The sequence below is a fragment of the Flavobacterium sp. MMS24-S5 genome, assembly GCF_050320125.1.
Classification (GTDB): Bacteria; Bacteroidota; Bacteroidia; order Flavobacteriales; family Flavobacteriaceae; genus Flavobacterium; species Flavobacterium tyrosinilyticum.
On record NZ_CP190016.1, the window covers coordinates 580,790 to 595,057 of the forward strand.

Here is a 14,268-nt window from a genome sequence, read left to right on the forward strand (position 1 = left end):
AGCCCAAGCTATGCCACAACAAGAAATCATTTATCTTGATAATAATGCCACGACCCGTGTTGATGAGCGTGTTGTGAATGCAATGCTTCCGTATTTTACTGATTTGTATGCGAATTCAACAGGAACGCATTTGGCGGGATTAACGATAAAAGAAGCTATTGAAAACGCAGCATGGCAAACAACAGATTTAATAAATGCCGATGCAGAAGAAATCATATTTACTTCGGGCGCGACTGAGGCAATTAATCTCGCAATTAAAGGTTTAGCCGATCAAGACCGAAAACATATCGTTACCATTCAGACCGAACATAAAGCGGTTCTGGAAACCTGTCACTTTATGGAAAGCATTGGTTTTGAAGTAACTTATCTTCCAACTCATTCTGACGGACTTATAAGCCTTCAATTTTTAGACGAAATAATTACAGATAAAACACTGGTTTTCATAGGAATGTTTTCTAATAACGAAACTGGTGTCATACAAAACATCAGTGCAATTTCTAAAATATTGAAAGCTAAAAATGTGCTTTTTATGTGCGATGCTACGCAGGCGGTTGGAAAAATTCCTGTTGATGTAAAAAAACTCGGAATTGATCTTTCGACTTTATCCGCACATAAATTTTACGGTCCGAAAGGCGTTGGTGCTTTGTATGTTTCGGCGAAAGCCAAAATAAAGTTATCTCCTCAAATTCTTGGAGGCGGACAACAAAGAAAATTACGAAGCGGAACGCTAAATGTTCCCGGAATTATAGGTTTAGGAAAAGCATCGGAAATTGCTGTAAATGAATTAGAAAAAGATCAAAATAGAATTTCTCTATTACGAGACAAACTTGAAAAAGGTTTGTTGCAATTTGAAGGTTCTTTTGTAAATGGAAATACAGAAAACCGAATTTACAATACTTCTAATATTTGTTTCCCAGGCGTGAATTCAGAACAGTTGATTCTGGCTTTGGGAAATATTTCTGTTTCGAATGGCGCTTCTTGCTCTGCAGTTACTTCTAAGCCTTCTCACGTTTTAAAAGCAATGGGCTTGTCTGATGAAGAGGCTTTGAGTTCGATTCGTTTTAGTTTGGGAAGATTTACTACTTCTGAGGAAATTGATATTGCTATTGAGCGTGTTTTGAGTCTCGCTAGGCAGTTTGCCACGAAGACGCTAAGGCGCTAAGTTTTATTTTTTAATCTCGTAAAGTCGCAGAGACGCAAAGATTTTATGAATTGCCTCCGGTTTTAACTGGAGGTATGATATTTAAATAGAATTGAAGACTTTAGCCAAACAAGACTTAGTTTGGCTAAAGCCTTTTCTATAAGCTGTCTTTTTTCATCCAGCTGAAGCTGGACGCAATTCAAATTAAATTTCATGAATAATCTTTGTCGACTCCCGTGTGTGATCCTTCCTTCGTCAGGATGACAAACTGGATCTAGAAAAGCCGTGTAAAAAAACTTTGTCACTCTGCAACTTTGTCCCTTTGTCCCTTTCTTCAGGATGACAAACTGGATCTAGAAAAGCCGTGTAAAAAAACTTTGTCACTCTGCAACTTTGAACCTTTGTCCCTTTCTTCAAGAAATCAACTTAAAATAATCCTCCTCGGTATCAATATCAATATTCCCTTTTTCGAAAAAAACAGAAACTACATCTTCAGTATATTTTTTAATGAGTTTTTTAGCGCCTTCCTGCCCTTTTAACTCCAGAAGTTCGTGAAAGTATTTTTTGTGAAATAAAACCGGAGTTCCTAAAGTTTCAGAATAAGCGGAAGCTGCAATTCCTTTTTTAGTTTTATTGGCTTCAGTAATTAAATTTTCAAAAACAGTATGCGTCACAAAAGGCTGGTCGCAAACTGCTAAAATGCATTTTTCGCATTTTGGATTTAAAAGCAATAATTCACTAATTCCTTTTACAATTGAAGAAGACATTCCGTTTTCCCATTCCGAATTAAATGCAAATGTGATTTCAGGCAAATTAAGCTCTTTTTCGATTAAATCATGGTTTGAACCCGTCACTACTATTACAAACGAATTTCCAACCTTTAAAGCTTCTGAAACGGTATTTTTCAGCAAAGTAGATTCTTTATATTCCAGCAATTGTTTGGGTCTGCCTAATCTGGAAGAATTACCAGCGGCCAAAATAATAATGCCTGTTTTATTTTGATATCTATTCTCCATAATGAATTTCATCATGAATTTTGCCTTCTTTATATTTCAGCGACGTTCCTATACGTTCAGATGCAACGGCTTTAATTTCCGAAACAATCGACAAAGCAATTTCTTCTGATGTTTCTGCGCCAATATCGAGCCCAATTGGAGTATGAATTCTTTTCATCTGCTCTTCGCTTACTGTAATTCCTTCGATAGAAAGATCGTCCAGCATTCGGTTGAATTTTGACTTCGGACCAAAATTCCGATATAATGGAAATCGGTTTTTAACAGCGCTTTTAAAACAGCTAAATCATATTTGTAATTGTGCGTCATTAAAGCAAAATAGGTCTGATTGTCAATAACAATATTCTCTAAAAATTGTTCTGGTTTTACCACCGAAACTTGATCGGCTTTAGGAAACCGTTTTTTAGTTGCATGTGTTGCGCGTCCTTCGCCAATAGTAATTTTCCAGCCTAAAATTGAAGCCATTTTTACTAAAGGCTGAATATCGTTTCCTGCGCCAGCAATTACAAGCGAAATAGAAGGTTTTATGTATTCGATTAAAGCTTCGTTGTCATTTTCTTCCTGAAGTTTTTTCACTACAGAAGTTTTAGTTTTCAGCACTTCTTTTACATCCGAAATTAAATTTAAAACTTCGTTATTATGATTTAAAACAGGACTGTCTTTTCTAAAAAACAAAGTTGTTCCAATCTGAAAAGCATTTCTTTTCAAAGAAAAAACGGTTACAATTACAGCTTCTTTTCTTTCTAGTTCCAATTGCTGCAAAAGCTGAATTGGATTATTCGAAATCTCTTCATCAATATATTCAAAAAGAATATGAACGATTCCGTTGCATCCGAGCTGTAAACCCACTTCTGCATCATCTTCGTTATTTGTATTGTAAGTAACTAATTTATTTTGTTTTTGATGGATTGAAAGAAGTGCTTTTCGTAACGCATCGCCTTCTAAACAACCGCCACTTATTGCGCCGGTCAATTCTCCATCTTCTGTAACCAGCATGCGAGCGCCAGGTTGTCGATATGACGAACCTTCAACTTTAACGACCGTTGCTAGAGCTGTTTTTTTTCCTTCGGATTTTGCTTGCGAATAGGCTTTAAGAATTTCGTTGATTTCTTTCATAGGTACTCTTCATCAACAGAAACTTAATATTGATGACATTGTTTATTTGCCTAAAAGTAAAAAAATATTACAAACTTAAACACTGCAAGTCATTTAAGTTTGTAATATTCTTTTTTTGAAAAGTCCTTTTTAAACTGCCTATGTTATTTTATTCATTTAATTCTAAAAAATAATTCAGATTTGACTTTATTATTTTTTTGTTTCGGTCTAGCAGATATAGTTTTTCAGGATTTTTACTGTAATAACCGTAATAAACCTGATCTTTTTCTGGCTTGTCCCAATTTAAAATATAGATTGTTCCATCAGGATCTTTCTCTAAACCTCTTTCGGTATTGATATTGCCTTTTTCTTTGAAGTCTTTTTCAGGCTGTTTCCCTTTGTATGTACTAGATAATTGAAATGTATTATCTGCAATATCAATTTTTAGAACAGTTTCTATTCCTTCACAATCTGCACATGGCAGCGTTCCTTCATAAACAGAAATAGTATCATCTGGTTCGTTTTTTTCATTACTAGCTATAGTATCTGTCAAAACAGCATTATTTTCATCTTTACTATTTTTAGAATTACAAGATGCTATAAGAGCCGATGCAAAAGCAAGAATAATTATTTTTCTCATAATAATTTTTCTTCAAATATAAGGAATATTCTTACTTGTGTATCAATTTTAAACTTAAAATCTACAGCGATATCACTCCCATAATAATAGCAGTCTGTACGGCCTCGGCGGTATTGGTTACTTTTAATTTTTCAATAATATTTTGTCTGTGGCGTCTTACAGTGTAAACCGAAATATGCATTTCTGTCGCAATTTGTTCGCTTTTATTTCCTTTTGCTACACTCGTCAAAACTTCTATTTCTCTTTTTGAAAGTATATTTTCTGTATTGTTTTTATACTTTTCTGGTTCGATTACCTCGCCTGTTTGAATATTAAAAATTTTTCCGTCAATTCCAGTTCGAGGCTGCAAATCTGTTGATGGCAGATATAAACACAATGCAAGAGAAATACTTCCGTTATTAAATGTGTTCAAATAAATTGTACGGTGATTTATATACGTAATTTTATCGTTAGAATCTTTCATTCTCAGACGACTTAAAGTACTGTAATTACTATATTCTTCTTTTGGAATTTCTTTTAAAAACTGATAAAAATTGAGTTCTAAAACGTGACGCTCAACCAAATCGTCTGAATTGATTTTAGTAAAAATACATTCTTCAAAAGCAGAATCAATTACAGCATTTTCATCTGGAAGTCCGAAAATAGAGCCGAAACTTCCAGCATAAATATAACTTTTGTCGGATTGATAATCGGATAAAACGGCTACACATTGTTCTATTTTGACATAATTGATAACAAATTGTTTGTACATTTCGATATCATTTGATTCTCCAATTTCAAATTTTTGTTCTAAAAACGTAGTCATTAATTGGTTTTCTATTGAAGAATTTTGAGGCATTGGAAAGTATAATTGGTTAATTTTAGGTATTGCCTCTTTATTGAAGCCATTCTATTTTTGGAAAACTAAAAATATCACTTTCTATCCCAAAAAAATAATCTATGAAAACATTTTTTTACCACGCCATTATCCTCCTTGGTCTTTCTGCTTTAACGAGCTGCAATACTAAAAACGAAACTGCAAAAACAGCCATGAAAGAAGAAACAAAAACAGATTCTGCATTTGTAAATGGTTCTCATTGCGATATTAAATTATCTTCAATACATTTTACAAAAGCAGTTAACGGTGCTGATACACTAATAAAAACTGAAGCTAATGAAAAAGTCATTTTTAAAGCTGGCGAAAAATCAGATTATTTTTCTGATCCAGACGGGAAATTGTCGAACACGACAGCGCCAATGCTTTTATCTGAAGTAGACAATACGAAACCTTTTACGCTTACCGCGAAAGTTACGCCTGAGTTTACAGAAAAAGGATTGTACAATGCTGGAGTTTTATATATTTATGTGAATGATAGCTTTTATCAGAAATTTTGTTTTGAACAGGACGAAAGAGGCAATCACAGAATTGTAACGGTTCGTACCATGGGAACTTCTGATGATAACAATCACGATATTGTAAAACAGCCTTTTGTTTACATGAAAATTTCTTCTGACACAAAAACAGTTGCCAGTTATTATTCGTTAGATAAAAAGAATTGGCAAATGGTTCGTTTATACAAAAACAATTATCCTAAAAAAATCTGGATGGGAATTAGCACACAATGCCCAGTAGACAAAGGAACACAAAGTATTTTTGAAGAAATTAATCTGGAAGAAAAAAGTGTTTCTGATTTTCGCTTAGGAATCTAATCTTGATCTTTTAAGTTATTGAACAAAAACAAATTGTTATTGTTAACATAATTATTTTTTCAAATTGACGTATGATTTATATTACTAAGTTTTGTATTTTTATCTATAGCAAAATAAATATTACCTAACTTTAATAATAAACTACATGGGAAAATTTGTAATCACTACTAGAGCTAATGGAGAGTTCCAGTTCAATCTAAAAGCTGGTAATGGCCAAACTATTTTAACAAGTGAAGGCTATACTACAAAAGCGGCCTGCAACAATGGTATTGAATCTGTTAAAAAAAATGCCCCAGACGATGATCGTTATGATAGATTAGAATCTAAAAGCGGAAAACCTTATTTTAATTTAAAAGCAGGAAACGGACAAATCATTGGTTCTAGCGAAATGTACGAAAGCGTATCTGCAAGAGAAAATGGAATCGAATCTGTAAAGAAAAATGCTCCAGATGCAACAATTGATGATCAGACAGCTTAATTAAAAACTGTTTTAGAAATAAAAAAGCGAGGAACATTCCTCGCTTTTTCTTTATAAATATGTGGTTTATTAATCCAATAAAAATACAATCAACCCTCTTGCTCCATGTGCACCAAGAACCAAAGACTGCTCAATATCGGCTGTTTTTGACGGACCTGCGATGAAAGTTCCAAAACCATATTCCATGTTTCCAATTCTCTGATACGCTTGCTGCATCGTTGGCACAAGATCTTTTTTATGAACAATAATCGCTAAATACTGCGCGATAAAAGGTGCAACTCGCTGTCCTAAAATAGCATCAGTTACCCAAAGTCCGCTGTTTTCTGCAACTCCAAAATGTGCTCTTACAACCGTTAATTCAACATCTTGAAGCGAATGCGGATCTACTGTTTTCCAATCTAAAGAAGCAATTTCAGAAAGTTCTGGAAGTGTTGTAATTAATCGTTTCTCCAGATTGTAATTGGATTTAATGTAATTGATAATTTCATTATAATCAGCAACTTCTACAGGATCGCCTCCAATTCCTTTTAAAACTGTTTTGTAGGTTTCTAATACATCAAATTGTTCAGAACCTAAAAGATTTAGATCAGGCAGTTCTGCAACCTCATTAGGCTGATTCAGTTTTATTCTTTTTAAAATTTCGCCTTTACTACTCATTCTTTTTATTTTTAGATTCTTTCGACTTTTTCTTGTACCATTCTCTAAAAGATTCTTCTGGAACATCTGGCATTTCGCGCTGATCGTACCATTTATTCATTTTATTATTGACCATTCCTGGAACGTTCTTCATTACAAATCTTCCCGATTTTCCAGCAATATTAAAAACTGTTGGATTCGCCAATACCGTCGCCATCGTTTTCATTGCAACCGTTTTGGCAGTTGGTGTATGCCCCTCTTTTACCAAAACCTGACGCCATTTGTATAATTGATCGTGAATATCAATTTTCACCGGACAAACGTTGGTACAAGAACCGCAAAGCGTACTTGCAAAAGGCAAATCGGCATTTTTGCTCATATCTAAATTTGGGGCCAAAATAGAACCAATTGGCCTGCAACCGCATTATGGTAACTATGTCCCCCGCTTCGTCTGTAAACTGGACAAGTGTTCATACAAGCGCCACAGCGAATACATTTCAATGAATTTCTAAAATCTTCTCTTCCTAATTGTGTGCTTCTTCCGTTGTCTACAATTACGATATGCATTTCTTTTCCGTCTCTTGGTTTCTTAAAATGACTTGAAAAAGTGGTAATAGGCTGTCCAGTTGCGCTTCTTGCCAATAATCTTAAGAAAACACCTAAATGTTCTCTTTTCGGAATCAGTTTTTCGAATCCCATACAAGCGATATGAACGTCTGCTAAGTGCGCGCCCATATCGGCATTTCCTTCATTGGTACAAACCACAAATTCCCCTGTTTCCGCAACCGCAAAATTGACTCCTGTTAAAGCTACTTTTCTAGTCAAGAAAGTATTTCTTAAACTATGGCGAGCAGATTCTGTCAAATATTGCGGATTGAAATTTCCTTTCTCTGTACCTAAATGTTCGTGGAAAGTTTCGCTTACATCTTCCTTTTTTAAGTGAATCGCCGGAAGTACAATATGACTCGGTGGTTCTTTACGAAGCTGCACGATATATTCACCTAAATCAGAATCAATAACTTCAATTCCTTTTTCGGCTAAATAATCATTTAAATGGCATTCTTCTGTAAGCATCGATTTGGATTTCACCATTTGCTTTACATCGTGTTTAGCCATGATAGAATGCACAATTTCGTTGTGCTCTTTGGCATCAGCTGCCCAATGTACAATTATTCCGTTTCGTTGCGCATTCGCTTCAAATTCAACTAAATAATCATGAATATTAGAAAGCACATTAAATTTAATTTGAGAAGCGGTTTCACGTAACAGTTCCCAATCCTCAATTTGATGTGCTGATTTATCTCTTTTAGCACGCACAAACCATAGCGTTTCATCATGCCAATTGACACGCTCTACGTCTTTATTAAATTTTGCTGCGGATTCGCTGTGCGGTATTATTTTTTCTGATGACATCTTTTGTCGGTTAAAAGTTGTTTTACCATTAAGGCATTAAGTAAATTAAGCTAAACTTTATGAACTTAATTTCTTAACGGTGAAAAGAAAATTAAGCTTACTTAAATCTCTTATTTTTTTACCAATAAATATTTAACACTAAACTTAATTTACTTAATATCTTAATGGTAGAAAAAAAATTAGTTTTCGAGTGAATTTAATATTTCAGCAATGTGAATGGTTTTGATTCTGCTTTTTTGTCTTTTTAGAATTCCGTCCAAATGCATTAAGCAAGACATATCTCCACCCGTAATATAATCCACATCATGACTTTCGTGATCTTTAATACGATCTTGCCCCATTTTTACAGAAACTGCTTCTTCGGTAACGCAGAACGTTCCTCCAAAACCACAGCATTCATCTTTTCTCGTTAAAGCCACCAAATCAAGCCCTTCAATATTGTGTAATAATTGTTCAGGCTTAGAGAAAAATGGTGCGTTTAATTCAGACATTTGCGAAAGCTTTAATCCGCGCTGACCGTGACAGCTTACGTGCATTCCCACTTTAAAAGGAAATCTACCGTCAATGTGGTCAATTTTTAAAACGTCGGTTATAAACTCCGTAAGTTCGTAAACTGTATTTCGAATTGCTGTTGCCTTCTCTTCTTTTTTTCGTCATGCAAATGGTCTTTTACATGCAAAACACAACTTCCAGAAGGACAAACTATGTAATCAAATCCAGAAAAATTGGCAATAAAATTGGCGTCGCATCCTTTCGTTAAATGCGCATAACCGCTATTAGCCATTGGCTGTCCGCAGCAAGTTTGCCCCATCGGAAATTCGACGTCACAACCTAATTTTTGTAGTAATTCGTAGGTTGCGATTCCTACTTTAGGATAAAATTGGTCGACATAACAAGGTATAAAAAGTCCAATTTTCATGTTGTAGTATTTAGTGTGTTGTTCATTTTGGCGTGTACTGTAAAAATGTAAAAAATACGTTTCTCAGCAAATTTACAACATACAGATCGTTTTTACCTAATGTTTATAGAATTTCAAGTCAATTAAATCGTTCTGAATTGGTTTCGGATTCCAATTATCGTGAATAGCCAAAGCTGCACCCAAAGCACTCGCCTGCGCCATCGAAGCAGCATAGACTTCAATATCTGGAAAAGCTTCTGCCAATAAATTCATATAAATGGAATTTTTACTGAAACCGCCATCTACAAAAATCTTTTTTACAGGACTGTTATGAATGACCAAATTGGTAGAAAAAACCTGCTGTTCTACCAAATCCAGCACTAATTGGTGATAGGCTGTTTCGTAATTTTTATAATGTGAAAGATCTCTTTTTTGAAAAGGGCATTCTTTCAAGATATCAAAATTGTATTTTTTTGGATAAAAAATTTGATAATTAAGCGCTCTTAAATTGGCTACGATTTTCTTGTCAAAATAAACTTCTTTGTAAGTATCAACTGGAACATTAAAATGCTGCGCCAAACGCTTGGTTTGCACTTCGTGTTCGTTTCCTGCAAATAAACGAGCCGCTTTTACAGGTTTCTCTGTGTACTGCATATAACACAGACAATCGTTTTGCGATTCGTCAAAAGTCAAAGGTTTATTATTGAAAGGATTCAAAGAAATACTCCAAGTTCCTGTAGACAACAATACAAAAGGTTCTGTAAAATTGATTGTATACGGAATAATGGCCGATGAACTATCGTGAAGACCAACTCCAATTGCCAGATTATCGCGAGTCATAATGACATCTTTTCCAAAATGAATTGGTGGTATTTTATCTGAAATACCTTCTTCTTTCAACCATTTATGATATTTCATTTTTTTGAAATTCCACAAATTGGTGTGACAGCCAATACTGGTAATATCAGCGTAGGCTTCATTCGTTAAAAGAAAACTTAAAAACTGCGGCAAGTGCAAGCAGTATTTTACTTTTTCAAAAATTTCGGGTTTTTCTTCTTTCAATCGGTAAATCTGCATTCCCGAATTTAAACTGCCCAAAACAGGAGAAGCTGTTTTTACAGCAAACTTTTTTTCTCCTTTGTATTTTTCATAGAAATGAGATTTTAATTCTTCTGGATAATCTTTTAAATAATTATACAGAGGAGTTAAAACTTTTCCGTTTTCGTCTATATAAACAAAACTTGCTCCGTAAGTGCTAAAATTGATGGCTTTTAAAACATAATCTTTAAGCTCTTTTATTTCAGATAATCGATCTAAAATCCAATTTTTAAGTACTTCGATATCTTCACACGGAAATCCGTCTTCGTCTTTGGTTTCCTCCAGATTAACCGATTTCTCCCAGACAATTTTATAATTTTCGTTAAATAAAAAAACCTTTTTGTTTGTTTTACCAATATCAAAAATCGCAACTACATTCATTTATTCTAATTATGAGTTATGAGTTATAAGTTATGAGTTCTTGAATTATGATTTTTTATGTTTAAGCTAAGTCTTTTTATGTTTTTAGTACAAAACACAAAAAGACTCGACTTATAACTCATAATTCATAACTTATAACTACAACCCAGTGGCCATTGTTTTTAAACCTCTTTCTTCAATAAGATTTTGTCTTACTTGAATCGAACGGTATAATGCTACAGGATTTAAAGCCGCTCCAGAACGAAGACGCGCTTCGGCAACTAATGCGCGAACATCTGTACGGAAAGCATTTTGAAGAATTTCTTGTGCTTTGACCACATCATTTTCTTCTTGCGCTTGTTCCAATGCTTTTCTATCTACAGAAAGTGCTTGTGCGTAAGCAATCATAATTGCCTCAACAGACTGCAGTAAATCTTCTAATGGATCTTTGATGTTATGAGAAGCGTCAATCATCCAACCTAAATCTTTGGCGTGATTCATTCCTCTGGCATCCATTCCCTCAACCAATTCATTGAAAATCAAGAATAATTGATATGGTTTTAAAGCTCCAGCTGTTAAATCATCATCACCGTATTTTGAATCATTAAAGTGGAAACCTCCTAATTTGTTTTCCATCAATAATAAAGAAACAATCTGCTCAATATTAGCGTTTGGAAGATGGTGCCCTAAATCGACTAAAGTCTGCGCTTTGTCGCCTAACTTTTTAACATACGAATAAGACTGCCCCCAATCTGCTACAGTCGTAGAATAAAAGTTAGGCTCAGCACATTTGTATTCTAAAAATAATTTCCAGTTTGAAGGCAATGCATCGTAGATTTCCTCTAAACTTTCTAAAGTATTTTGATATGCTTTTCTGAAGTTCAACTGTCCTGGAAAGTTAGAACCGTCAGCTAACCAAATGGTTAAAGACTCAGAACCTAATTCGATTCCGTGTTTAATAACTTCAATATTATGAGCAATTGCTTGTTTGCGAACCGCTTTGTTTACATTTTGTAAAGAACCGTATTTGTAAGTGTGCTCAGAGCTTGCTTGATCTTGAAAAGTATTCGAGTTCATAGCATCGAATTTTAACCCGTGCTGATTGGCAAGTGTTCTGATTGCTTTATAATCAGTCGGGATATCCCACGGAATATGAAGTGAAATGGCTCCTGAAGCATTGTTTAATTTGTGAAGCAAACCAACATCTTCAATTTTTTCTTCTAAAGAACGAGGTTCTCCTCCTCCAGCGAAACGTCCAAATCTTGTTCCTCCTGTTCCTAAAGCCCAAGATGGAATTGCAATTTGAAAATCGATTAATTTTTGAATAATTGCCTCTGTACCATTAATTTCTGAGGCTGTAAAAACTAATTTATTCTGGTGTTTTTTGATTAAATCTTCGTTATGAGATTCGATGTGGTTTGATCCGATTAACATAGTTATTGATATTTTAATAGAGTTTACAAGATATAACTTTATAAGCTGTGAACTCCTGTTTTACTTCACTTTTTTGTTAAGTTTTCTTTGTTAAAGCGAATTGTTATATGCTAAAAAAATCTAACGTTCGAAAGAATCGAACGCTAGACCACAAAAAACCACTTTTGCTTAAACAAACTTATATAAAAAACCTAAACAATCTTTATCTATAAAAGCCCATGGCTACGCCACCGTCTACGTTTAATGCGTTTCCTGTAGATTTACCAAGTAAACCTCCAACAAAAGCATAACAAGCGTTAGCAATATCATCTGGCAATATGATTTCATTTAATAACGTACGTTTTGCATAGTAAGCCGGAAGTTCTTCAACTGTAACTCCGTATGCTTTTGCACGACCTTCTGCCCATCCGCCAGACCAAATATTAGAGTCTGAAATTACAGCGTCAGGATTTACTGTATTGACACGAATTTTGTCAGCTCCAAGTTCTGCAGCCATTAAACGTGTTAAGTGTGCTTGCGCTGCTTTTGCCGAACCATAACCAGGATTATTCGGACCAGCAACTACAGCGTTTTTAGAAACGATATTTACAATATCTCCTCCAAAACCTTGTTTGCGCATTACTTCGATTCCTGCTTTAGAAACAATAAATTGTCCTTTTACCAAGATATCATATAATCTATCCCACTCTTCAAGAGTATGTTCTGCAATAGATTTAGAAATACTGATTCCAGCATTATTCACTACAATGTCAACGCCTCCAAAAGCTAAACAAGCTTCGTCTAGTGCTTTTTCTGTGCTTACTTCGTCTGTAACATTCAATAAAGTGCTAGAAACGGCATCTTTACCAAAAGCTTTAATAAACTCAGCAGATGCACCTTGCAAACGCTCTTCGTTAATATCGTTGATTACCACACAAGCACCTTCTTGAGCGAATTTTTTAGCGATAGCTTTACCAATTCCGCCCGCAGAACCAGTAATTAAAGCTACTCTTCCAGACAATGCTTTTGGTTTTGGCATACGCTGTAATTTTGCTTCTTCTAGTAACCAATATTCAATATCAAAAGCTTCTTGGTGCGGTAAAGAAGTATATTCTGAAACTGCTTCAGCGCCTTTCATTACGTTTACTGCATTGATATAATATTCAGATGCCAAACGCGCCATTGTTTTATCTTTAGCAAAAGTGAACATACCGACTCCAGGATATAAAATCACAACTGGATTTGGGTCACGCATTGCTGGTGAGTTTGATTTTTTACATGCATTGTAATAGTCTTTGTACATGGCACGGTAAGCCTCAAATGCAGGAGTTAATTTTGCTTTTACAGCGGCAACATCAGACAAATCTTCGTTTGGATCTAATTCTAAAACCAATGGACTGATTTTAGTTCTCAAAAAGTGATCTGGACAAGATGTTCCTAATGGAGCTAATTTTGAAAGATCATTAGAATTAATGAATTCCAAAACTCTTGCATCATCTGTATAATGACCAATCATCTGACGCTCTGACGAACAGAAACCTCTTAAAATTGGAGCAACTTTCGCTGCTTTTAATTTACGGTCTGCTTCTGGAAGACTGTCGATTTTTTTACCTCCAAAAACTGGACTTTTCTTTCCGTAATTATCTTCTAAGTAAGAAGCACATTTCTCGATTACTTCCAGCGTATTAATATAACTATCAAACGCAGTATCTCCCCAAGTAAATAAACCATGAGAACCTAACATGATTCCGCGTAGTTTTTTACCGTTTTTTTCTGCTTCTTCCAAACAAGCTCTCAACTGAAGACCAAGATCAAATCCTGGACGCTGCCAGCCTACCCAACCAATTTCTCCGTTAAATAATTCTTCTGTGATTTTCTTTCCATCTTTAGCAGCAGCGATAGCAATTGCCGCATCTGGATGTAAGTGATCGATATGTTTGAACGGAAGAAAACCATGTAAAGGCGTATCAATAGAAGGTGCTTTTGACGCTAAATCGAAAATACAGTGGTTGAACAATTCTACCATTTCATCTTCAAACTCAATGCCTCTGTAAACATTTTCAAGGTTACGAAGTCTGTCCAAATACAAAGCTGCACAACCAGATTTTGTCAACGTTCCAATATCACCGCCAGAACCTTTAATCCACATTACTTCAGAAGATTCTCCCGTAAGAGGATCTTTGTCTGTAATTTTCACAGAAGTGTTTCCACCTCCGTAGTTGGTCAATCTTAAATCAGCCCCTAACAAGTTAGAACGATAAATAAAAAGCGCTACTTCATCACCTGCTAGTGCTGCTGCCTTAGCTTCATCCCAAAGGTAGCTTACATGCTTAAAATTCATATTATTAATTGTGTTTGTATTCGACATATAGTATTTTAAATTATTTCTTGTAT

At 34.8% G+C, this 14,268-nt stretch carries 10 protein-coding genes and 3 pseudogenes; 3 read left to right on the forward strand and 10 right to left on the reverse strand.

The window, feature by feature from the left end:
* The first annotated feature begins 10 nt into the window (after positions 1-10).
* The gene (locus ACPWTF_RS02475) at positions 11-1,162 is read left to right on the forward strand and encodes a cysteine desulfurase family protein (RefSeq protein WP_427874260.1); all 1,152 of its coding nucleotides are present in this window, start codon (positions 11-13) and stop codon (positions 1,160-1,162) included.
* A gap of 392 nt (positions 1,163-1,554) precedes the next feature.
* Here the strand turns inward: ACPWTF_RS02475 and ACPWTF_RS02480 are convergent, their stop codons facing one another.
* From ACPWTF_RS02480 to ACPWTF_RS02495, 4 genes and pseudogenes are all read right to left on the reverse strand, one after another.
* Positions 1,555-2,172, reverse strand: a complete 618-nt coding sequence (locus ACPWTF_RS02480) for a nucleotidyltransferase family protein (protein ID WP_427874261.1) — start codon at positions 2,170-2,172, stop codon at positions 1,555-1,557.
* A pseudogene (locus tag ACPWTF_RS02485) lies at positions 2,147-3,270 on the reverse strand (XdhC family protein). The gene ACPWTF_RS02480 and the pseudogene ACPWTF_RS02485 overlap by 26 nt, the downstream one beginning before the upstream one ends.
* Before the next feature lie 148 nt (positions 3,271-3,418).
* Entirely contained in the window at positions 3,419-3,889 is a 471-nt protein-coding gene (locus ACPWTF_RS02490; RefSeq protein WP_427874262.1) for a copper resistance protein NlpE, read from the reverse strand.
* 61 nt (positions 3,890-3,950) lie between these two features.
* A complete protein-coding gene (locus ACPWTF_RS02495) occupies positions 3,951-4,694 on the reverse strand; it encodes a helix-turn-helix transcriptional regulator (protein ID WP_320493754.1) in 744 nt (247 codons plus the stop codon).
* 134 nt (positions 4,695-4,828) lie between these two features.
* On the opposite strand from ACPWTF_RS02495, the gene ACPWTF_RS02500 reads away from it, so the two are divergent.
* Both ACPWTF_RS02500 and ACPWTF_RS02505 read left to right on the forward strand, forming a co-directional pair.
* A complete protein-coding gene (locus ACPWTF_RS02500; RefSeq protein WP_427874263.1) occupies positions 4,829-5,578 on the forward strand; it encodes a DUF1349 domain-containing protein in 750 nt (249 codons plus the stop codon).
* A 145-nt stretch (positions 5,579-5,723) separates the two neighbouring features.
* Positions 5,724-6,056 (forward strand): YegP family protein, encoded by a 333-nt coding sequence (locus tag ACPWTF_RS02505; RefSeq protein WP_379799164.1) that lies wholly within the window; start codon positions 5,724-5,726, stop codon positions 6,054-6,056.
* A gap of 69 nt (positions 6,057-6,125) precedes the next feature.
* Here the strand turns inward: ACPWTF_RS02505 and ACPWTF_RS02510 are convergent, their stop codons facing one another.
* The 6 genes and pseudogenes from ACPWTF_RS02510 to ACPWTF_RS02535 all read right to left on the reverse strand — a co-directional run bounded on the left by ACPWTF_RS02510 (position 6,126) and on the right by ACPWTF_RS02535 (position 14,242).
* A complete protein-coding gene (locus ACPWTF_RS02510) occupies positions 6,126-6,713 on the reverse strand; it encodes a LutC/YkgG family protein (RefSeq protein WP_427874264.1) in 588 nt (195 codons plus the stop codon).
* Positions 6,706-8,105 (reverse strand): annotated as a pseudogene (locus ACPWTF_RS02515) (lactate utilization protein B). The gene ACPWTF_RS02510 and the pseudogene ACPWTF_RS02515 overlap by 8 nt, the downstream one beginning before the upstream one ends.
* Before the next feature lie 179 nt (positions 8,106-8,284).
* Positions 8,285-9,024 (reverse strand): annotated as a pseudogene (locus ACPWTF_RS02520) ((Fe-S)-binding protein).
* Between the two features lie 96 nt (positions 9,025-9,120).
* The gene (locus ACPWTF_RS02525) at positions 9,121-10,482 is read right to left on the reverse strand and encodes an FGGY-family carbohydrate kinase (protein WP_427874265.1); all 1,362 of its coding nucleotides are present in this window, start codon (positions 10,480-10,482) and stop codon (positions 9,121-9,123) included.
* Positions 10,483-10,620: 138 nt separating this feature from the next.
* Positions 10,621-11,895: a TIM barrel protein gene (locus ACPWTF_RS02530; RefSeq protein WP_427874266.1), complete on the reverse strand. Its 1,275-nt coding sequence runs from the start codon at positions 11,893-11,895 to the stop codon at positions 10,621-10,623.
* 202 nt (positions 11,896-12,097) lie between these two features.
* Positions 12,098-14,242 (reverse strand): bifunctional aldolase/short-chain dehydrogenase, encoded by a 2,145-nt coding sequence (locus ACPWTF_RS02535; protein WP_427874267.1) that lies wholly within the window; start codon positions 14,240-14,242, stop codon positions 12,098-12,100.
* Positions 14,243-14,268 lie beyond the last annotated feature (26 nt).